Here is a 21,136-nt window from a genome sequence, read left to right on the forward strand (position 1 = left end):
TGTTTCTGTCCAAAGGGTTGCCGTTTGCGGTAGGGCGAATGTAAGAAAATGATATAGTGTTGAATACAGGAAAAATACGATGAGTGAACGAGAATCTATGCCTTATGACGTAGTCATTGTTGGTGGGGGACCAGCAGGACTAAGCGCGGCTATTCGATTTAAACAAATGGCTGATGAAGCTGGCAAAGATCTCTCTGTCTGTATTTTGGAAAAAGGCTCCGAAATTGGCGCCCATATATTGTCCGGCGCGGTCGTTGATCCCAAGGCTTTAGACGAATTGCTGCCCAATTGGCGCGACGAAGACTGCCCCATGGCGGCCGTTCCCGTTACCGATAATCAGCATTGGGTCCTGACTAAGAATAAGAAATTCTCCATTCCGCACATTTTTACACCGCCGTTCATGCATAATAAGGGAACCTATACAGGTTCGCTTGGGAACTTGTGTCGCTGGCTCGGTGAACGTGCCGAAAATATGGGCATCGAAATCTTCCCCGGATTTGCAGCCGCTGAAATCCTCTATAATGACGACGGTTCCGTTAAAGGCGTTGCCACCGGCGATATGGGCGTAGCGCGCGACGGCAGTCACAAGCCTGACTATCAACCGGGACTAGAGCTTCACGCAAAATATACTTTCTTTGCAGAGGGTGTGCGCGGACATCTAACAAAAATTCTGAAGAGTAAATTTGCGCTGGATACGGATAGCGAACCGCAGATTTACGGGCTTGGTATCAAGGAGCTTTGGGATATTGATCCTGACAAACATGTTCCCGGCCGCGTCATTCACAGTCAGGGTTGGCCATTGGGCGAAGGTTCTAATGGTGGTGGTTTTCTCTATCACCAAGCCGATAATCAAGTGGCACTGGGTTTTGTCACCTGGCTCAACTATGAAAACCCTTATTTGTCGCCGTTTGAGGAAATGCAGCGTTGGAAGCAGCATCCTGAAATCCGCAAGATTTTGGAAGGTGGCAAGCGCATTTCCTATGGCGCGCGCGCGATTAATGACGGTGGGTTCCAATCCGTACCAAAACTATTCTTCCCAGGCGGCGCGCTGATTGGCTGTTCCGCTGGCTTCGTGAACGTCCCACGGATCAAGGGTACGCATACGGCCATGAAAACAGGTATGATGGCGGCAGAAGCGGCTTTTGAAGCGATTGTGGCGGATCGTCAGAGCGACGAATTGGCGGCTTATGGCACGGCTTATGAGAACAGCTGGGTTCGCGAAGAGTTGCGCGTCGTTCGGAATGTTCTCCCGGCGGCTGAAAAATATGGTGATTTCCTGGGTTCAATCATTGCTGGCATCAATATGTGGGCTGAGAATTTCAAAATCAAAATGCCGTTCACGATGAAGCATCATCCGGATCACACACGGCTGAAGCGCGCAGAACATTGTGAACCTATAGAGTATCCAAAACCCGATGGCGTGATAAGCTTTGACCGTTTGTCTTCGGTATTCCTGTCCAATACCAATCATGAGGAAGATCAGCCGGTGCACTTGCAGCTCAAGGACGCATCCATGCCGGTAGATGTGAATCTACCAGTTTTTGCTGGTCCATCACAGCGTTACTGCCCGGCAGGGGTCTATGAATTTGTTGAGGATGACGCGGGCAATCCAAAATTCCAGATCAATGCGCAAAATTGTGTCCATTGCAAAACCTGTGATATCAAAGACCCGAACCAGAATATCAACTGGGTTGTACCCGAAGGTGGCGGAGGTCCCAATTACCCCAATATGTAAGATATCAGCTCTTGGCGTCCTGATTGCAGCTCTGGCTAGTGGCACCGCTAGTGCCAAACGTAGCGATGGTGCCGAAGGACTGAACCAATATGTTGAGGCGCGGTTGTCGGAATCGGTCGATCAGCCGGCAGTGGCAGCTTCCATCTATGCAGAATCACTCAAGAAACAGCCTGATAACCTGCTTCTTGCAAGCAAGACCTATGTGAAAGCTGTCGAAGCGGGGGATTTTGACCTTGCTGTCAAAGCCGTGCGCAGTCTCGATTTACGCGGTGAGGTTGATGCCGAAATGCCGCTTTTGCTGTTTGCAGACGCCTTTGCCCGCAATGATTATAAGGCGGCTGCGACGGCAACGGTTGAATTGGAAGCCTTAGGGAATTTTGCTTTTCTATCACCATTGCTGGACGCTTGGCTTGCCGATGCCACAGGGGATAACCCCCTGGTCGGGCTGGCGGCTGCCGAAAAAGACAAAACGGCCTCTTATTATCATCTGGAACAGTTCATCTTGCATGGATTGGCCCGCGGAAATGATGTCGACGTTATCCCACTGCTCGACAATTTAGTGGAAAAGAATGAAGCGCGAATGGGGCCTTTGCGGATCATTGCTGCCCGACATTTTTTGGCTAAAAAGGATCAAGAGCGCGCTGTTATGTTGTTGAAGGGCGAAAGAACAGGCCCGGAAATGAAAATGCTTCGGGACGTACGGTCCGGTAACATTAAAAAACTGGCGCAAAAGGTTAATACCGAGGTCGGTTTGGGTTTTCTCTTTCAAAGGCTGGCATCAGATTTAAATACTCAAAGAGCCTATTTTCTCGCCCTTGTCGGCGCGCAGGCCGCTGCCCAGGTTAACCCCAATAGCGACTATGGACATCTTGTTTTGGGTGATGCCCATGAAGACAGTCAAAACAGCTCATCTGCACGGTCTGAATTTAAACAGATACCCTATACCAGTGCCTATGCCTTGCTGGCGATCAGTAAAGAAGTTGCGAGCTATGCGGATGAGGAGGATTATGTCGGCGGTCAGGCAAGATTGGACGACCTAATTGCTCAGGATCCTGGCGCACCGGAATTGAGAGTGTTACTGGGGCAATTGTTCCAGATGAGCGGAGACCACAAAGCAGCTGCCAATGCTTTCAAACAAGCCATTACATTGGCCGAGAAGCGTAGTTTTTCAGACGCTCTTCTGGCAAGCTATTGGTTGTCGCTAGGTAGTGCGCAAGAGCAGGCAGGACTTTGGCCCGCTGGCTTGGAGTCCTTGAAGAAAGCCAATATGTTACAGCCTAATTCGGCGAGCATATTAAACTATCTCGGCTATGCGCAATTGGAACGCCGGGAAAACACCGTGTCGGCGATGGGTGCTATTCGAAAAGCCTATAAGATGCGCTCTTCTTCACCTGCAATTACGGACTCACTAGGATGGGCCTATTATATTATTGGTGAGCATGACAAAGCGGTAGGCTATCTAGAACGGGCGCGGGCCGGTGAACCACAAGATCCCACTATCAACGAACATTTGGGCGATGCCTATTGGGCCGTCGGGCGAAAATATGAAGCGCGATATGCCTGGAAATCCGCAAAATTATTCGCCGATGCCGAAGATGGCAAGCGGTTGGCGTCCAAAATTGATCTGGGGCTGCAAGCCGACCTTGTTTCTCCCTGATGCCGACCGACAGTGATACGTTTTGTGACAGTGAACTTGCCTGCGCAAAAATAAACCTTGCGCTGCATGTGCGCCGGCGACTGCCAGATGGATATCATGACATAGAGACAATATTTGCGTTTCTGGATTGCGGTGACGTCATATCAGTCGGAACCGGACAAGCCATTACATTGTTGATAGATGGCCCATTTTCTGATGGACTGAGCAATAGCAATAATCTGATCCTGGACGCTGCTCATCTTTTGGCCTCCCATGCCAATGTGGAAGCTGGCGCCCGGCTGCATTTGGAAAAATGCCTGCCAGTGGCGTCTGGCATTGGCGGCGGATCGGCGGATGCTGCAGCGACATTGCGATTGTTAAATCGTTTTTGGGAAACCGGACTTTCTCTGGAGGCGCTAGCGCAGCTTTCAGAACCCTTGGGAGCCGATATCCCCGCCTGCGTATTGAACCAAACATGTCGCGGGGAGGGTATTGGTCAGGATCTTGTGCCGTTAGAAAACGGGGCTTTGGAAGGCCATTATGCTTTGCTGGCGAATCCATTGGTTCCGGTATCTACAGCCATAGTGTTTCAAGACTGGGACGGTGTCGATCGTGGCGCTCTGCAGGACGGTGATCTGATGGATGCGGCGATAGCGGGCCGTAATGACTTGCAGAAGCCAGCAGGAAATCTTGCCCCTATCATCGCGGATATACTGTCTGAGTTGGGTAAAACGGAACCGGTTATGGCGCGGATGTCTGGATCAGGTGCAACCTGCTTTGGACTTTATGAAACAGAACAACTGGCCCTTGCAGCTAGAGAAGACATTGCTGCGATATTGCCTGACATTTGGACGATGGTTGGAGGATTAAAGTGACGGAGCCCTATGAAATATTTGGAGTGCCCCAAGAGCGTGGTGTCCTGATCGTTGTGGATCATGCATCCAACCATGTTCCTCCTGATATCGATCTTGGCATTGATCGGGCACTTCTTGAAGAGCATATCGCCTATGATATCGGTGTCGCCAATGTAGCTCGGTACATGTCTGAAACGCCCGGTTATCTTAGTATTTTGGGTACTGTGTCGCGGCTCGTCGTCGACCTTAATCGCTATCCCGAAGAAATTGGCGTCATTCCCAAGCAAAGCGATGGTATTGAAATTACGGGCAATGCAATTGATCGGGCAAAAAGAGAGGCCCGGCTTGATCGGTTTTTTCACCCTTATCATAACCGCGTGGCTGGACTGGTCCGTGATCTTGACCCCGTATTGATGCTTTTTCTGCACAGCTTCACGCCACAGCTTCGGACCAATGGTGCTGAATCCAGGCCATGGGAAGTTGGCGTTTTATACAATGAGTATGAAACGGCTTCGCGGCTGGCAATTCAGTTTCTTGAACAAGAAGAACTGGTTGTGGGTGATCAACAGCCTTATTCCGGCAAAGACCTCCATGCGACTATGAAGCGGCAGGCAGAAGATATCGGAAAAGCCTATACGGAAATCGAAATCCGGCAAGATATGGTTGCAGAAGAAACCGGTCAGCGCCGTTTTGCTGAAATATTGTTACGAACTTGCGATAAAATGCGAACAGGGCTTGCGTGAGCGGCACAGTTTTGGAAGGAGGATCGGCGATTATAACCACCTCTTTTGCAGGACCAAGAAATGACCCGGACCTTCGATAAATCCAATCTTCCCAGCCGCCATGTCAGTGTTGGCCCAGAGCGGGCGCCACAGCGCAGCTATTATTACGCGATGGGCATGACTGAGGAAGATATCGCAAAACCATTTGTCGGCATAGCCTCTGCCGGTAACGACAGCGCGCCTTGCAACACTTTGCTGGATGCGCAGGCTGATATGGCAAGAGAAGGCGTTATTGAAGCGGGCGGTACGCCGCGCCGGTTCAATACGATCACTGTGACCGATGGTATTGCCATGGGGCATCAGGGGATGAAATCCTCGCTCATATCGCGTGAAGTCATTGCTGACTCGGTGGAAGTCAGCGTGCGCGGCCATTGCTACGACGCATTGGTGACCTATGCTGGGTGCGACAAAAGCCTGCCCGGCATGATGATGGCAATGCTGCGGCTGAATGTGCCGTCGATTTTTGTCTATGGCGGCTCCATATTACCGGGCCGGTTCCACGATGAAGACGTCACCGTTGTCGATGTCTTTGAAGCCGTGGGACAACATAGTGCCGGAAACTGCCCATTGCAGGAACTGATCGAACTCGAGAAAGTGGCTTGCCCCGGACATGGTGCATGTGGCGGCCAGTTTACTGCCAATACCATGGCCTGTGTGGCCGAAGCGATTGGATTATCGTTGCCGAACAGCAACATGGCTCCAGCGCCTTATGAAACCCGCGATGCGATGGCTGTCGCGGCAGGACGTCAGGTTATGGACCTGATCGAATGGAATCTTCGGCCGCGTGATATCTGTACCAGAGACGCCTTTGTTAATGCCGCGCGTATTGTGGCCGCAACGGGGGGGTCAACCAACGCCGCGCTCCATCTGCCAGCCATGGCGAGCGAGGCGGGCATCGATTTTGACCTATTTGACGTGGCAGAAGCCTTTAAATCAACGCCCTATCTGGCTGACCTGAAACCTGGTGGGAAATATGTCGCGAGAGACATGCACAATGCTGGCGGCGTTTATATGCTGATGAAAACCATGATGGAAAATGATCTTCTAAATATCGATTGCATGACGGTTACCGGCAAGACGCTTGGTGAAAATATAGAAGAGATTACATGGAATAGTGACCAGAAGGTTATATATGATGTGAAGAATGCGATTACCGAAACCGGAGGTGTGGTTGGCCTGAAAGGCTCGCTCGCTCCGGAAGGCGCGATTGTTAAGGTTGCGGGCATGGCACGACTGCAATTTCGCGGCCCAGCTCAGATATTTGAATGTGAGGAAGATGCCTTTGCCGCCGTTGAAAAACGCGCAATTAAAGAAGGCTCGGTGATTGTCATTCGCAACGAAGGTCCGAAAGGCGGTCCGGGCATGCGCGAAATGCTGGCAACAACCGCAGCGCTTTATGGTCAGGGTATGGGCGAAAAAGTCGCTCTTATTACCGATGGCCGCTTCTCTGGCGCTACACGCGGCTTTTGTATCGGGCATGTCGGCCCCGAAGCAACCGATGGCGGCCCGATTGGCTTGGTAGAAGACGGCGATATCATCAATATCGATGCCGAAGCTGGCATAATCGACCTGGAAGTTGATGAGAAAACTCTGGAAGAAAGGCGTTCACGTTTCAAACCGCATGTGAGTGATTATGGGGCAGGTGCATTATGGCGTTATGCGCAAAATGTCGGTCCGGCCTATAAGGGGGCTGTGACTCACCCTGGAGCGAAAGCAGAAAAACATGTCTATGCGGATATTTAGCACTTGTGCTGCCCTATTGCTGGTAACCGCCTGCGGGAAGCCCGACAACGCAGTCTTGGCGGAAGCAGAGGAAAGTGCGGCAGCCCAAGCCGCTGACAATGGGAGCATCAAATGTGCCATCAACGGCGACAGTAATTTTACCGCAGGCTGTCAAACCGAGCGATTATCTGGTGAAAATGGTGTTACCATGATCGTCAGGCATCCTGATGGCGGTTTTCGCCGCTTTAAGGTGCTCACGGATGGCCGCGGACTGGAAGCCGCCGATGGTTCAGAGAAAGCCACGATTGAAATCGTCGAAGATGACAAGATTTTGGTGAGCGTGGGTTCGGACAAATATCTCATGACGGCACGAATGAAGACCGCTGACACAGCTGATGCGGCCAATGCAGCTGATGAGCCAGCACCACAAGCCGGGAATTAGGGACGATGCTCAATAATGGGCATATTCTTACAGCCACAGAAATGCAGGCCGCTGAGCGGGGTTTAATCGACAGCGGCACGTCGGTTATCGAACTGATGCGCCGAGCCGGTAGGGGCGCTGCCGACTATATCTGGCGGTCTGCGCCGCATATACCAACATTGGTATTATGCGGTCCGGGCAATAATGGCGGCGATGGTTATGTTATTGCTCAAACCCTTTTGGAAAAAGGCGCGGTGGTTAAAGTTGCAGCCAGTGGAGAGCCAACGACTGATGCGGCGCGAAATGCGAAATCCCTTTGGCAGGGAGAGATGCTGGCTTTGGAAGATGCCAAACCGGAGATGCAGTTTGTAGACTGTTTGTTTGGTACGGGGTTGAAACGGCCCGTTACTGGCAACCTATTGAACCACTATCAACGGCTGTATGACGGCGCGCATAGACGGGTAGCGATTGATCTACCGAGCGGTATTAAAACCGATACGGGATCGATGCTGAACCCTGTCTCGGAATATGATCTGACCATCGCGCTAGGGGCATTTAAACCCGCCCATTATCTGGCTCCAGCCTCTACGATCATGGGTGATTTGGTGGGTGTTGATATTGGCGTTCATGCCGCCTCGCAAATATGCTTGCTTGAACGCCCTACTATAAATCCACCTGCAAAGCTTGATCATAAATATACAAGAGGATTGGTCGCCGTCATCGCCGGGAAGATGCAGGGGGCGGCCAAACTGACCGCCTTGGCGGCGCAGCAATCGGGGGCCGGTTATGTGAAGATATTCGCCAGTTCCAATTTTTCGTCGCCTAATCACAGTATCGTGGTGGAATCCTATGAAGGACTGGATCAACTGCGCGCGCAATTGTCAGATGAAAGAATCGGTGTGATCGTTGTTGGACCGGGCCTGGGTCGTGATGCCGCCGCTGCAAATTTGTTGGATTTGGTTCTGGATAGTAAAAAGCCAGTTTTGCTGGATGCCGATGCTTTGGTTGTTTTGGGAAAAAGTGCGGCCAGTCGCCTGAATGATCGATCATTGCCCGTGATAGTAACACCCCATGCCGGAGAATTTGCGGCAATATCCGACGATAGTGAGACAGCTAAGACTGATCGAACAGTAAAACTGGCTACCGATAGCGGCGCTGTTGTCGTGCATAAAGGCAGCGATAGTGTGATAGCCAATCCAGAGGGTGATGTTGCTGTGGCGCAATCATCACCCAGTTGGCTGTCGACAGCCGGAACTGGAGACGTTCTCGCGGGCATGATCGCCGCGCGTTTTGCGAATGAGAAGGATGCTTTTCTGGCCGCAAAACAGGGTCAATGGCTCCATAGTCGGGCGGCCGCACTTGCTGGACCAAGTTTTTCGCCCGAGATACTGATTGATCATATCCCGAAAGCATTACAAGAGTGCCTATGAGCACTGAAACCGATCCGAATGTCATTTTGCGCGTCGCAGCCAAAGGGGATGGTGTGACCGCTGATGGCCGCCATGTCGCCTTTTCTGCGCCCCTAGACCAGCTGAATGAAGATGGCGGCCTGATAAAGGGACCACATCATGTCGAGCCGCCTTGTCAGCATTTTAAGGAATGCGGAGGCTGCAGCCTCCAACAGCTGGATGACGAAAGCTACGCGCAATTTGTAATTGATCGCGTTGCCTACGCGCTGGAGGGGCAGGGGCTAAGCGTCGGAACATTGCATCCGCCGCAGATTTCGAAACCGAAAAGCCGTATCCGCGCGAGCTTGCGGGCTGCAATGATGGGCAAAACCTTCAAACTGGGGTTCAGTGGCGCAGGCAGTCACCGGATTGTTGACCTCAAGCAATGTGAAATCATGCGACCGGAGCTTTTTGCAGCAATTGGACCTTTGCGAGATTTTCTCAAAACGGTGGCACGGCGTAAGCACGATATGAATGTCGAGATGAGCCTCGCTGATCAAGGTGTTGATCTGTGTATCAAAAATTATGAACCGGAAAATTTGGAGCAGCGAGAGGGTCTGGCGGCCTTTGCTCAGACCAATGGTCTGGCGCGCCTGTCCGTTGATAATGGCTATGGGCCGGAAACCCAGTGGGAGCCGGATCCGGTTACGGTCACATTTAACGGAATAGCGGTGGCTTTGCCGCATAACAGCTTTTTGCAGCCGACACATGATGGTAAGGCTGCGTTGGTGGCGGCAATGCTAGAAACCGTTGGTGATACCAAATTGGTCGCCGATCTGTTCGCTGGCCTGGGTACATTCACCTTCGCGCTGGGCGAAAATCGTAAGGTCTATGCTGCCGAAGGGTCTCGTGATGCCATCGGCGCCCTAAAAATGGCGGCAAATCTCTCTGGTCGTCAGATATTTACCGAGCATCGCGACTTGTTCAGGCGCCCGCTTAGTCCGGAAGAATTAAACCGTTTTGGTGCTGTGATACTGGACCCGCCGCGTGCCGGTGCACGGGATCAGATTGCCCAAATCGCGCAGTCAGGTGTCCCCAAGGTCTGCTATATAAGCTGCAATCCAGCGAGTTTTGCTCGCGATGCAAAACAGCTTTGTGATGCCGGTTACAAGCTGGATGCGTTGTGGCCGGTGGGACAGTTTCTATGGTCTACTCATGTGGAACTGGTTTCTAGCTTTTCGAAGAAATAGCCTGTTGTTGCTAGTCGTCAGACCAGTTCACACCGGCTTTTGATCGCGTATCAACCGTCAGGTCAAACACATCTGCTCTGGAATAATGACCGTCAACATCCAGTGCTGCCTTTGCTTCCTTGCTGGCATCCAGATCGATCTGAGCTGTTAATATGGTGTCCTGATCGCCTGCTTCTGCGAGCACAGTAGCATCGGGAGCGACAATGATGCTCTGGCCAAATTGCAGCGGGGCGTCAGGGATTTCCTTGAACAAGGCGAGTGCTTCGGCATTTCCGCCGACCAGTTTCAGACCTGCGAGCAAATCATCCCGATGCAGTAGGGTGCCGGCGGCTAGCACATGACATCCCCCTTCAAATGCATAATGGCGCGAAGCAATCTGATAGGTTTCGCGCACCGTAGGCCAGGCCGCAACATGGACATCTTCCCGCAAATTATGCATTGCCGCTCGTGCGAGTGGCATCCAATGTTCCCAGCAAATGAGGTTCCCCGCCCGGCCCCAATCGGCCTGATGCACGTTGATGGTCGAGCCATCACCGCGGTTCCAGATCAAGCGTTCTCCATGGGTTGGGACTAGTTTACGGTGATTCAGCACCGGCATGTCCGGGCGGAACAGCATTTGGTTGTTATACAGGCTGGAGCGCAACCGTTCATGCACACCGATGGAAATGCAGAGCTTCTTCGCGTCCGCCAGTTCCTGTAGTGGCGCCAATCGTGGGTCATTTTCGACAATCGCCTGATCCATCAGGATGCGGTGCAGCGCCTTGCTACCCGGATGATCCCACAAAGCGGCTCCCGGCGCTTCATCAAGCCAAATCGGATAGCCGCCGAGAAACGTCTCTCCAAATCCAACAAGCTGTGCGCCCTGGTCGCTGGCTTTGCGCGCCAACCCCACAACTTGGTCTATGCCCTTATCTATGCACAAGAGAACCGGTGCCGCCTGGACTATTGCGACATTCAAAAGATTGGGCATGGGAAAGACCGTTTCTGGTTAGTGGAACACCGCAAGCGCTGCGTGGATGGCCAGAGCGATAATACACAAGCTCGACAATGCAAATACCAAAAAGCGGTACATGATCTTGTTCACCGTCGCCTGGATCAAGCTGTGCAGGACCCGCAAGCCAACATAGGCCCATGCGATAGTGAGGTTCAGGCCATCGCCCTGTCCGACAAGCGCCAGGACAATGCACACGGCGTAGAACAACGTTGGCTCGGTTAGCAGGTGATTATAATTATGCGCTTTCCACTGCACTTCCGGTGGCAGCAGAGCGTCCAGACCGCCAGCGGTGGATTCCCGGCTCAGCTTGTCCGGATCGACCTGCGCTTTGTTCATCGCCGGAATGCGCGTGACATACATCCACAGCCACATCAGCATCGTCCACAGGATAAGCGCCACGACAGGCTGTAGAATAGGACTATTTTCCATTGTTATTCCCCCCAAAAAAGATCACACAAAAGTCGTGAAAAATGCATTCATTGCCATGATCAGCAGACAGATTGTCGATGTCACGAACAGCAGAAAGCGCACATTCACGAGATTGATCGTCGCCTGCCAGATGCTATGCGCGATCCGCAGTGCGACATAGGCCCAGGCCAGCCAAAGGTTGATTCCGGTCCCGGCCTCCGCAACCGCCAATATGATGACTGTCGCGTAAAATAGCGTCGGCTGTTCCATCAAATGGGTATAATTGTGGGACTTCCACGCGACCTTGTCCGGCATGTTCGGATCAATATCAGGCCCGCGTCCACCCGGCTTTGCCGTGATGTCTATGCCCATTTTCTTAGCTGCCGGAAGCCGTGTCCCGGCCATCCAGAAAAGCATGAAGATTGACCAGATGACCAGCAAAGCTGCTGGTGCCAATATCGCAGTGCTCATGATATCCTCCCAAATATTGGGCGGAACCTGCGTCACATATTGTAAATTGTCAAATGCAACTTAATCGGGCCACTAGGCGCCGGGGAAGGATACAACATTCTCACGGTCCGTCCGATCAAGATTCTCGCCGACATAGACGCTGGCCATTGGCTCATCCGCGACATCATAGTCATCAATCGATCCATAGCCGTTAAACTTGGTCCGCATCGCTGATCCATAAGCGCCGAGCATGCCAATTTCGATATAGTCGCCAGCCTTCACATCTTCGGGCAGCACAAAAGGTCCGGCCATATGATCCATGTCATCGCAGGTCGGGCCATAAAAGCTATATTCAGTCATTGCAGCATCATCGGAACAACTGCCAAGCCGCTGAACCGGAAAACGCCAGCCAATATGAGCAGCATCAAACAAAGTGCCATAAGCGCCATCATTGATATACAGCTCATTCCCGCGCCGCTGTTCCACTTTGACGATCAGCGAATTATATTCCGCCGCCAGCGCACGCCCCGGTTCACACCAAAGTTCAGCCGAATAGCTGATCGGCAGATCTTCAAACGTCCGATCAATCGCACTGAAATAGTGGTTCAGCGAAGGCGGCGCCATATCCGGATAGATAGACGGAAAGCCGCCGCCGACATTGACGATATCCACAGTAATGGATGCCTCGACAATCACCGTACGGACGCGTTCCAAAGCATGAACATAGGCAAGCGGCGTCATCGCCTGACTGCCGACGTGGAAACAAATTCCCAGCACATCAGCCACCTGACGCGCACGCATCAACAGTGCTTTGCTGTCATGGACATCAATGCCAAATTTTGAAGCCAAACTGATCTGCGCAAATTCCGAAGCAACCTTGATCCGAACACAAAGCGTCAAGTCTTCGGCATGATCTGTGGCGCGTTCAATCTTCTCAAGCTCTTCCATGGAATCGAGCGAGAACACGCGAACGCCATGATCATGATAGGCTTCGCGTATCACCGCTTCCGATTTGATCGGATGCATGAAGCACAAAACCGCTTCGGGCAGCGTGCTGTGAACCAGGCGCACCTCTTCAATTGACGCGACATCATAATGGGTCACGCCTTCACTGAACAACAACCGCAAAAGGGCAGGCGAGGGGTTTGCCTTAACGGCGTAAAGAGACTTGCCGGGAAATTGCTCGACAAAGTAACGTGCCGCGCGTCGCGCAGCGTGCGGGCGGTTCAGTAATACTGGAATGTCGGGGCAAAGAGCCTTCGTCAGCTCCTGCGCATCATGGAAATTGTGCAACTCAAGGGACCCCCTAGATTTTAAGATCGATTGAGCTGCCTTGCGGAATCACAAGTGCCATGGGGCAGCGGAGGCGGCTATATGGCCGATGTGACAATCTGTAAAGTCTCTATGGCCGATAAATATGGCACAAATGCGGAGATTTGTTGCGATGCAACAATTTTTGCGAGATTTTAGCTCAACCGATCCCGAAATTCGGTCCAGTCAAACTGCTTCACGCAGCGCAGATCATCAGTCTCGCTATTCCACAGCCAGATGGAGGGCAGGGGCACACCGTTAAACGTATTGGTCTTGACCATCGAATAATGGGCCTGATCGAGAAACGCGATCCGCTGGCCAACATGCGCAGGTTCCGGAAGCTGATAGTCGCCGATAATATCGCCGGCTAAACAGCTTGGTCCACCAAGTCTGATAGCTTCCCCGTCATTGGCTTCTCCAAGCATGGCAGGACGATATGGCGCTTCAATAACATCCGGCATATGGCAGGTGGCGGACAGGTCCGTGATACCAATGGGCATACCGTTCTCGAATAGGTCCAGTATCTCGCCGACCAATATCCCGGCATCAAGCGCGACCGCTTCACCCGGTTCGAGGTAAATTTCGCAGCCGGAGTTCGCTTTTAAGTTGGACAGGAATTGCAACAGCTCTTCGCGATCATAATCATCCCGCGTGATATGATGACCGCCGCCCAGATTGATCCAATCGAGCTGATCAAAATAGGGAGCAATCAGCGGTTCGATCTTGGCCCAGGTTTGTTCCAATGCATCGAAATTCTGCTCACAAAGATTGTGAAAATGAATGCCGGAAATAGCGTTGAAATGATCCGCCTGTAGCTGCGACACCGGAAATCCCAATCGACTATGCTGTTGGCTAGGGTCGTATTTTGGCGTTTCACCCAGCGCAATTTCAGGGTTCAAACGCAGACCAATGTCGCAGTCATCGAGACTCAAGACAGCTTCACTTTTCCATCTTTCAATCTGGGCCGGATTGTTGAACGTGACATGATCAGACAGGGCAGCGATCTCGACAAGGTCGTCCGCTTTATAGGCAGGTGAGTAAGTGCTGACAGAGCCTTTAAAATGCTCACTGGCGAGCTTCGCTTCCCAAAGCCCGGACGCGCAAAAACCGTCGAGATATTGATCGATCAGCGGTGCCAGGGACCACATAGAAAAAGCTTTAAGCGCAAGCAGCACTTTCGCACCGGACCGCGCCTTTACATCAGCCAATATCTCAAGGTTCAGACGAACAGCCGCTTCATCTACGACAAAGGAAGGCGAGGGAACCCGCGCCAGATCAAAATGCGCAAATGCGCCGGGATCGCCTGCCTTGGTTTCCATCTAGAATGCTAAGGGCCCGTCAAGCTCTTCGAGCGTCCAAGGTAAGCCATGTTCGTTCAGCATCTCCATAAACGGATCAGGGTCAAATTCTTCCATATTGAAGACTCCATCGCCGCTCCATTGCCCGGACAACATCAGCGCCGATCCAATCATTGCTGGCACGCCAGTTGTGTAGCTCACTCCCTGATTGCCGGTTTCTTCAAACGCGGCTTCGTGGCTGCAGATATTTTTGACGTAAAGGGTTTTCTGGACACCACCTTTTTCGCCGGTCGCAATCACCCCGATATTGGTGTTGCCTTTGGTCGTTTCGCCAAGGCTCGCTGGTTCGGGCAATACCGCTTTCAAAAATTGCAGTGGAATAATTTCATGGCCCTCATACTTGACTGGATCAATACGAGTCATGCCGACATTTTGCAGCACTTCCAGATGGGTGAGATAGGCATCACCAAAGGTCATCCAGAAGCGAATGCGCTTGATCTCCGGAATATGGGTTTTGAGGGATTCAATCTCTTCATGGTACATCAGATACATGTTCTTCGGGCCAACAGCCTCGAAATCAAATTCCTGTTTATGGGATAGAGCAGGTGTCTCAACCCATTCGCCATTTTCCCAATGACGGGCAGGAGCGGTCACTTCGCGGATATTAATTTCGGGATTGAAGTTGGTAGCGAAATGCTGGCCATGATCGCCGCCATTGCAATCCAATATATCGATCGTGTCGATCCGATCGAAATGGTGCTTCTTGAGCCATGACGTGAATATGGAGGTTACGCCAGGGTCAAAGCCCGACCCGAGCAACGCCATGATCCCGGCATCCTTGAAGCGATCCTGATAGTCCCATTGCCATTTATATTCGAACTTGGCTTCATCGCGTGGTTCATAATTGGCGGTATCGAGATAATCCGTCTTCGTGGCCAGACACGCGTCCATGATTGGCAAATCCTGATAGGGTAGCGCCAGATTGACCACTAGGGCAGGTTGCACCTTTTCGATCAGCGCCGTCATGGCGGGTACGTCATCCGCATCGATTTGGCCGGTTTCAATAGATACGCCCGTCCGTTCTTTCACGGACTCGGCAATGGCCTCACATTTGGAAACCGTACGACTGGCCAGCATGATCTCGGAAAACGGACCTGTTTCTGCGGCTATCAGCTGCGCCATCTTGTGCACTGCCACTGAACTGACACCGCCTGCACCAATCACCAGAACCTTGCTCATATCGCACACTCATTTTGCTAGAGGAATCGAGTAACCGCATATAGAAGGACGCCATGACAGAGCAATTACTTTTGGACCCGACCCGCAAACCAAGTGCAGCGGGGGTTGAACGGGCCGCAGGCAAGGTTTCCGATATTCTTCCGAAAACGCCTCTATTGCCATTGACCGTCGACGGCCAGACAATCTGGTGCAAGGCAGAATGTTTGCAACCTATCGGTGCCTTCAAGATACGCGGCGGATGGCATCGTCTGACCGATCTCACAGAAGAACAACGCAAGTGCGGTGTGGTGGCCTTTTCCAGCGGTAACCATGCGCAGGGTGTGGCCTGGGCGGCTGAGCGACTTGGGGTCAGGGCGACGATCATTATGCCTGCCGATGCCCCGCTGGCGAAACTGGAGAATACCAAGAGGTTGGGTGCGGAGGTGATCACCTATGACCGTCTGGCTGATTCCCGGGAAGAACTGGCGGCAGAACTGGCCGGCGAACGCGGCGCGGTTGTGGTTCCCAGCTTTGATGATCCGTGGATTATTGAAGGGCAGGGCAGCACCGGTGTCGAAATTCGGGAACAGATGATGGCTCAGGTGGGAGCACCTCCCGATCACCTGGTGGCCTGCTGTGGCGGTGGCGGGCTGGCTTCCGGTATATCATTGGTCAATCCTGAGGCCGCTATAACAGTTGTCGAACCGGAAGGCTGGGACGATATGAAGCGCTCGCTGGAAGGCGGCAGCATTGTTCCCGTACAGGACAATCCGCCGCCAACAGAATGTGACGCCTTACAGACCCTATTGGTTTCGCCCCTGACCTTTGATGTTCTGAAAGCACGTAACGCCAATGCTGTGGCCGTGACCAAGGCAGAAGTGCATCATGCGATGCGGGTTGCATTTGAAAAATTGCGTCTGGTCGTGGAGCCTGGCGGAGCGGTGGCATTGGCTGCGATATTGTCGGGCAAAGCCGCTGTGACTGACAGAACAGTGATTACAATTTCCGGCGGCAATGTCGATCCGGAAAGGTTTGTTGCGATAATAGGTGCTTGAATCTTTGGTAAATTGTCATAGTCTCTGCTGCGGAGAATATGCCCCAAACCAATGAAACAGATCGCGCCCGTGCGCAGCTCTCTGACCTTATCGGTCAGGCCGCCGGAGGTGACCGTCTGGCGTTTCAGGATATATATAATCTGACGTCGGCGAAACTTTTTGGCGTTTGTCTCCGTATCTTAAATGATCGCCAGGCATCGGAAGATGCGTTGCAGGATGCCTATGTCAAAATTTGGCGCAATGCACGGCGGTTTGATGCACGGCGCGCCAGTCCCATCACATGGCTGGCGACAATAGCTCGCAATACCGCAATTGATCGGAAACGATCAGGTGGCAATCGGGTGATGGTTTCGGATGATGCCATAAAGCACATGGCAGCGGATGAACAAAGTGCATTGGAAAGGTTAGAAAAGCAGGAAGGTGCGGATATTTTAAACAAATGCCTCGATAGTTTGGAAGCACGGCAGCGCAACGTGATCCGAACAGCTTTCTTTGAAGGGCATAGCTACAATGAATTGGCACAGAAGTTAGGCACGCCGTTAGGGACGGTAAAAAGCTGGGTTCGCCGGGGATTGAAGCGTTTGAAGGATTGCATGGACGATGGTTGAAGAAACAGATCCACGAAAGGATGGCGAAGCGCCAGATGATGTAACCCTAGCGGCTGAGCTGGTGCTTGGCCTACTTGATGGTGAAGAAAAGGCGGTGGCGCTGCGCAAACAATTGTCTGACCCAGAATTTGCACGGATAGTTGATGATTGGAACCAGCGGGTCGATCCGATGTTCCAGGAATTTCAAGAGGTTGAGCCGGCGTCCTCTGTTTGGGCCGGTATAGAAAGCCGTCTGGATGGCGGTTCGTCTGATGGCGCCGTGGTTCAAATGAAACGTTGGCGCACCGGAGCGATTGTCTCAGGTGCACTGGCCGCCTGTCTGGCGCTTGCACTTATTGTCGGTCCAGGCACCTTTGCGCCAACTTCCGAACCCCAATCTGTAGCGGTTGCGCAACTAACCGGAGACATTGAGGGCCTCGTCCTCGCGGTATCCTACAACCCTGAAACGGCCGAAATGCGGGTCGACGTAAACGGCATGCCGGAAACCGAAACCGCCCCGGAACTATGGATTGTCGGCAGCGACGGCATACCCCGTTCCCTGGGCCAAATAGGTCGCGACGGCATCAGCCAGATGACCGTACCCAGCGACCACCGCGAATTAATCAACTCCACGGCAACATTACAACTTTCAATGGAACCCCCATCCGAAACACCCCACGCTAAACAGACGGGAGAACCAGTTGCCAGCGGGAAAATAACAATTATTTGAACAATTTTGCATCCGTTGCAAAACTCACCCCGTAACTCCTCGCATATCCAGCTTCGGATATAAATTTTTAGGAGTTACCCCCATGAAATATGTTCGTTTTCCCAAAGTCGCTGTCGCCCTGGTCGGTTCGCTCGCGCTTGTAAGCGGTGGCAGTGCTTATGCGATGAAGCATCATGCTGAAATGTCTTCAGAGAATATTGTTGAAAAAGCCGTCAGCACCGATGATTTCTCAACTCTGGTAGCTGCAGTAACAGCCGCTGATCTCGCCGATACGCTCTCAAGCGATGGTCCTTTCACGGTGTTTGCACCGCTGAATTCTGCGTTTGCAAAGCTCCCTGCTGGCACAGTTGAAACGCTAGTGAAGCCAGAGAATAAAGGGACATTAACCTCAATCCTGACTTATCACGTCGTATCCGGTCGCTTCAAAGCGAAGGATGTAATGGGTTTGATCAAGAAGGCACCAGATGGCGTCGCGTCAATCCCAACGGTTCAAGGCGGCGTTCTGAAAGCCTCAATGGGAAGCGATGGCTCTTTGATGCTTACAGATGCAAAAGGCGGCACATCAAAGGTTGTGATGGCTGATGTGAACCAATCAAATGGCGTTATCCACGCAATTGATACGGTTGTTATGCCTTAATTTTTGAAATGTCGATCCCCCAATTGACCTGCAGAGCTTCGGTTCTGCAGGTCTTTTTTTTCTAAGTGATCATCTTTTTAAGCGTTGCAATCTGATCTGCCTCAGCCGCCGGTTTGTCGAGCCTGATTCTTGATATCCTTGGGAAACGCATCGCCAAACCTGATTTATGGCGCTTACTTTCATGAATTGAATCAAACGCGACTTCCAACACCATCGTTTTTTCGACTTCACGAACCGGCCCAAAACGATTGAGCGTATTTTGCCGAACAAACCGGTCGAGCATCTTTAGCTCTTCGTCGGTAAATCCTGAATAGGCTTTCCCGACCGGATATAGTTCTCCATCCTCTGTCCAGCACCCAAAAGTATAGTCAGAATAGAAGGATGATCTTTTGCCCGATCCGCGCTGCGCATACATCATCACGCAATCGGCGACTAAGGGATCGCGCTTCCATTTATACCACAGGCCTGTTTTACGGCCCGATATATAGGGACTATCTCTGCGCTTTAGCATCACGCCTTCGATCGCTGCGTCGCGCGCGCCCTCGCGAATTTCACTGAGATGGTCAAAGTCTCGCGCTTCCAATAATTTGGATATGTCGAACCGCTCGGGATTCAATTTGGGTACAAATAGTTCCAGTTTTTCACGGCGATCAGTCCAACTTTGTTCGCGCAGGTCGATTTCACCATCAAATAGAAAGTCATACAGGCGGACAAATGCGGGGTATTTTGCCAACATTTTTGCCGAGACCTTTTTACGCCCTAACCTTTGTTGAAGAGCATTAAAGCTCGCTGCCTCGCCACCTTGGAATTCCCCGCGTACCAATAGCTCACCGTCCACAACGGCCACTGATTTGTATGCTTGTGCAACGTCTGGAAAGGCTGATGTAATATCATCACCGCCGCGGCTGAATAGTCGGGTATCTTGTCCGGTCCCAACAATTTGAATGCGGATACCATCCCATTTCCATTCAGCAACATAATCCATCAGATCAAGTGTTTTATTCTCCAAGGGATGGGCCAACATAAATGGTCTGAAAAAAGGAATTCCGGTTAAATCCGGACGATCAGCCTTGCCTTCTCCCCAGTCGAATAATTCGGAATAGGGAGGAGCGATAGCATGCCAAACTTCTTCAACATCTTCGACAACCATATCAAAAGCCTGAGCGAAAGCGGTTTTAGCAAGTCTTGCAGAAACGCCGACCCGCAATCCGCCTGTTGCAAGTTTTAGTAATGCGTAACGTTCGTTAGGACCCATATGGTCCATGAAATTGGCTAGTAGTACTGGCGCATCGGCCCGGCTGACAGTAGCCAATTCATCTACAATCTGACTGACAGTTGGCATCGTGTTGACCGATTGATCGATATTTTCGGGCCAGATTAGTGCCACTGTTTCGGCAGTGTCACCAACAAAATCACGGCTTAATCGAAAGAGGGTCTCGTCAACCCGCTCCATCGCCATATTGCGCACTGCGGATGCCTTAACGGTTGGAAAATCAAGCTCTCCGGTTAGTGCGGCAAGTACCCATCCACGGTCGGGATCAGGAGCCTGTTTCAGATAATCGCTGATCAGTCGCAACTTGCCATTGCGAGATCGGGTATAGATTAGGTTATCAAGAAGGTCTGAGAAAGCCTGCATAGTTCAATCATCTTCCTCTTCACGTCCAACCATTTCTAGCGCTCTCGCTTTCATTTGATTGAGCGCACACCAATGCACTAGGGCATCTTCCCGGCCATGGGTCACCCAAGTTTCGGATGGAGAGACATCTTTGATCGTCTGGGTTAGTTCGTCCCAATCCGCATGATCGGACATGATTAGTGGCAACTCGACATTGCGCTGGCGAGCCCGCTGCCGCACCCGCATCCAACCTGAAGCCATGGCGGTTATCGGATCAGGCAACCGGCGGCTCCAGCGATCATTCAGGGCGGAGGGAGGGGCTATTATGATTTGCCCGCGCATTACCTCCTTTTCTGTTTCCATAACCGAGTGGATATCTCCCAGGTTAACGCCCAAATCCTGATACAGGTGACACATTTTTTCCAAAGCACCATGGAGGTATATTGGATCGTGATATCCTGCTGTTCTTAGCTCGCCGATAACCCGTTGTGCCTTACCCAAAGCATAAGCACCCACCAAGATGCAGCGATCGGGATTTCTATTTTTTGCTGACAAAATCTTCTGGATCTCGACAGCTGTGTCAGGGTGTTTGAATACCGGTAACCCGAACGTGGCTTCGGTTATAAAAATATCACATGGAATGACTTCAAATGGAGCGCAAGTAGGATCAGTTCGCCGCTTATAATCTCCAGTCGCAACAACACGCTCGCCTTGATATTCCATCAATATTTGCGCTGAACCCAGAACATGGCCGGCTGAATGGTAACTGATTTTTACCCCGCCAAGCTCAAAGCCTTCGCCATAGGCTACCGGCTCCCCGGAACTGATGCCATAGCGAAGATTCATGATCGCTAGGGTTTCTGGAGTAGCCCAAACTTTCTCATGGCCGCCACGTGCGTGATCCGCGTGACCGTGGGTCACTAAAGCACGTTTGACCGCCCGAGACGGATCAATCCATGCGTCTGCTGGTTTTACATAAATGCCGTGGGAATACGGTTCTATCCAATGGGCTGCGGTGGTCATGCCCATTTATAGCGTTGAAAAA

20 protein-coding genes are annotated in these 21,136 nt (G+C 51.9%); 12 read left to right on the plus strand and 8 right to left on the minus strand.

Annotated elements, in window-relative coordinates; all coding sequences use genetic code 11:
* Positions 1–79: 79 nt before the first annotated feature.
* Genes ABJM21_RS07680 through ABJM21_RS07715 form a run of 8 tightly spaced genes read left to right on the plus strand, consistent with a single transcriptional unit; the run spans position 80 to position 9,788 of the window.
* Positions 80–1,735: an electron transfer flavoprotein-ubiquinone oxidoreductase gene (locus ABJM21_RS07680; protein WP_348303503.1), complete on the plus strand. Its 1,656-nt coding sequence runs from the start codon at positions 80–82 to the stop codon at positions 1,733–1,735.
* Positions 1,704–3,392: a tetratricopeptide repeat protein gene (locus tag ABJM21_RS07685; protein WP_348303501.1), complete on the plus strand. Its 1,689-nt coding sequence runs from the start codon at positions 1,704–1,706 to the stop codon at positions 3,390–3,392. Before ABJM21_RS07680 ends, ABJM21_RS07685 begins: the two co-directional genes overlap by 32 nt.
* Positions 3,392–4,246 carry a 4-(cytidine 5'-diphospho)-2-C-methyl-D-erythritol kinase gene (locus ABJM21_RS07690; RefSeq protein ID WP_348303499.1) on the plus strand — a complete coding sequence of 285 codons (855 nt, stop codon included), beginning with the start codon at positions 3,392–3,394 and terminating at the stop codon, positions 4,244–4,246. Before ABJM21_RS07685 ends, ABJM21_RS07690 begins: the two co-directional genes overlap by 1 nt.
* Entirely contained in the window at positions 4,243–4,968 is a 726-nt protein-coding gene (locus tag ABJM21_RS07695) for an N-formylglutamate amidohydrolase (RefSeq protein WP_348303497.1), read from the plus strand. The genes ABJM21_RS07690 and ABJM21_RS07695 overlap by 4 nt, the downstream gene beginning before the upstream one ends.
* A 60-nt stretch (positions 4,969–5,028) precedes the next feature.
* The gene (gene ilvD / locus ABJM21_RS07700) at positions 5,029–6,750 is read left to right on the plus strand and encodes a dihydroxy-acid dehydratase (RefSeq protein ID WP_348303495.1); all 1,722 of its coding nucleotides are present in this window, start codon (positions 5,029–5,031) and stop codon (positions 6,748–6,750) included.
* Entirely contained in the window at positions 6,731–7,171 is a 441-nt protein-coding gene (locus ABJM21_RS07705; RefSeq protein WP_348303493.1) for a hypothetical protein, read from the plus strand. The genes ilvD and ABJM21_RS07705 overlap by 20 nt, the downstream gene beginning before the upstream one ends.
* Before the next feature lie 5 nt (positions 7,172–7,176).
* Complete coding sequence (locus tag ABJM21_RS07710; protein ID WP_348303491.1) at positions 7,177–8,580, plus strand: NAD(P)H-hydrate dehydratase; 1,404 nt, start codon at positions 7,177–7,179, stop codon at positions 8,578–8,580.
* On the plus strand, positions 8,577–9,788 hold the full coding sequence (locus tag ABJM21_RS07715) for a class I SAM-dependent RNA methyltransferase (protein ID WP_348303489.1): 1,212 nt from the start codon (positions 8,577–8,579) through the stop codon (positions 9,786–9,788). The genes ABJM21_RS07710 and ABJM21_RS07715 overlap by 4 nt, the downstream gene beginning before the upstream one ends.
* 10 nt (positions 9,789–9,798) lie before the next feature.
* Here ABJM21_RS07715 and ABJM21_RS07720 read toward each other — a convergent pair whose 3' ends face one another.
* The 6 genes from ABJM21_RS07720 to ABJM21_RS07745 form a co-directional block, all read right to left on the minus strand.
* Complete coding sequence (locus tag ABJM21_RS07720; protein ID WP_348303487.1) at positions 9,799–10,758, minus strand: carbon-nitrogen hydrolase family protein; 960 nt, start codon at positions 10,756–10,758, stop codon at positions 9,799–9,801.
* 18 nt (positions 10,759–10,776) lie between these two features.
* Entirely contained in the window at positions 10,777–11,211 is a 435-nt protein-coding gene (locus ABJM21_RS07725) for an MAPEG family protein (RefSeq protein WP_348303486.1), read from the minus strand.
* A 21-nt stretch (positions 11,212–11,232) separates the two neighbouring features.
* Complete coding sequence (locus tag ABJM21_RS07730) at positions 11,233–11,661, minus strand: MAPEG family protein (RefSeq protein WP_348303484.1); 429 nt, start codon at positions 11,659–11,661, stop codon at positions 11,233–11,235.
* A gap of 72 nt (positions 11,662–11,733) precedes the next feature.
* Positions 11,734–12,933 carry a type III PLP-dependent enzyme gene (locus tag ABJM21_RS07735; protein ID WP_348303482.1) on the minus strand — a complete coding sequence of 400 codons (1,200 nt, stop codon included), beginning with the start codon at positions 12,931–12,933 and terminating at the stop codon, positions 11,734–11,736.
* Between the two features lie 173 nt (positions 12,934–13,106).
* Positions 13,107–14,270, minus strand: a complete 1,164-nt coding sequence (locus tag ABJM21_RS07740; protein ID WP_348303480.1) for a carboxynorspermidine decarboxylase — start codon at positions 14,268–14,270, stop codon at positions 13,107–13,109.
* Positions 14,271–15,488, minus strand: a complete 1,218-nt coding sequence (locus ABJM21_RS07745) for a saccharopine dehydrogenase family protein (protein WP_348303478.1) — start codon at positions 15,486–15,488, stop codon at positions 14,271–14,273.
* A gap of 53 nt (positions 15,489–15,541) precedes the next feature.
* Here ABJM21_RS07745 and ABJM21_RS07750 point away from each other — a divergent pair, with 53 nt between their 5' ends.
* From ABJM21_RS07750 to ABJM21_RS07765, 4 genes are all read left to right on the plus strand, one after another.
* Positions 15,542–16,522: a threonine/serine dehydratase gene (locus ABJM21_RS07750; protein ID WP_348303476.1), complete on the plus strand. Its 981-nt coding sequence runs from the start codon at positions 15,542–15,544 to the stop codon at positions 16,520–16,522.
* A gap of 38 nt (positions 16,523–16,560) precedes the next feature.
* The gene (locus ABJM21_RS07755) at positions 16,561–17,130 is read left to right on the plus strand and encodes a sigma-70 family RNA polymerase sigma factor (protein WP_348303474.1); all 570 of its coding nucleotides are present in this window, start codon (positions 16,561–16,563) and stop codon (positions 17,128–17,130) included.
* Complete coding sequence (locus ABJM21_RS07760; protein WP_348303472.1) at positions 17,123–17,839, plus strand: anti-sigma factor; 717 nt, start codon at positions 17,123–17,125, stop codon at positions 17,837–17,839. Before ABJM21_RS07755 ends, ABJM21_RS07760 begins: the two co-directional genes overlap by 8 nt.
* Positions 17,840–17,921: 82 nt before the next feature.
* Positions 17,922–18,476, plus strand: a complete 555-nt coding sequence (locus ABJM21_RS07765; RefSeq protein ID WP_348303470.1) for a fasciclin domain-containing protein — start codon at positions 17,922–17,924, stop codon at positions 18,474–18,476.
* 61 nt (positions 18,477–18,537) lie between these two features.
* Here ABJM21_RS07765 and ABJM21_RS07770 read toward each other — a convergent pair whose 3' ends face one another.
* Positions 18,538–20,112, minus strand: coding sequence for a cisplatin damage response ATP-dependent DNA ligase (locus ABJM21_RS07770; protein ID WP_348303468.1), 1,575 nt, complete (start codon positions 20,110–20,112; stop codon positions 18,538–18,540).
* Positions 20,113–20,115: 3 nt separating this feature from the next.
* The gene (locus ABJM21_RS07775; RefSeq protein ID WP_348303467.1) at positions 20,116–21,114 is read right to left on the minus strand and encodes a ligase-associated DNA damage response exonuclease; all 999 of its coding nucleotides are present in this window, start codon (positions 21,112–21,114) and stop codon (positions 20,116–20,118) included.
* Positions 21,115–21,136: the final 22 nt, after the last annotated feature.

The sequence above is a fragment of the Parasphingorhabdus sp. genome (genome assembly GCF_039977335.1).
GTDB lineage: Bacteria > Pseudomonadota > Alphaproteobacteria > Sphingomonadales > Sphingomonadaceae > Parasphingorhabdus.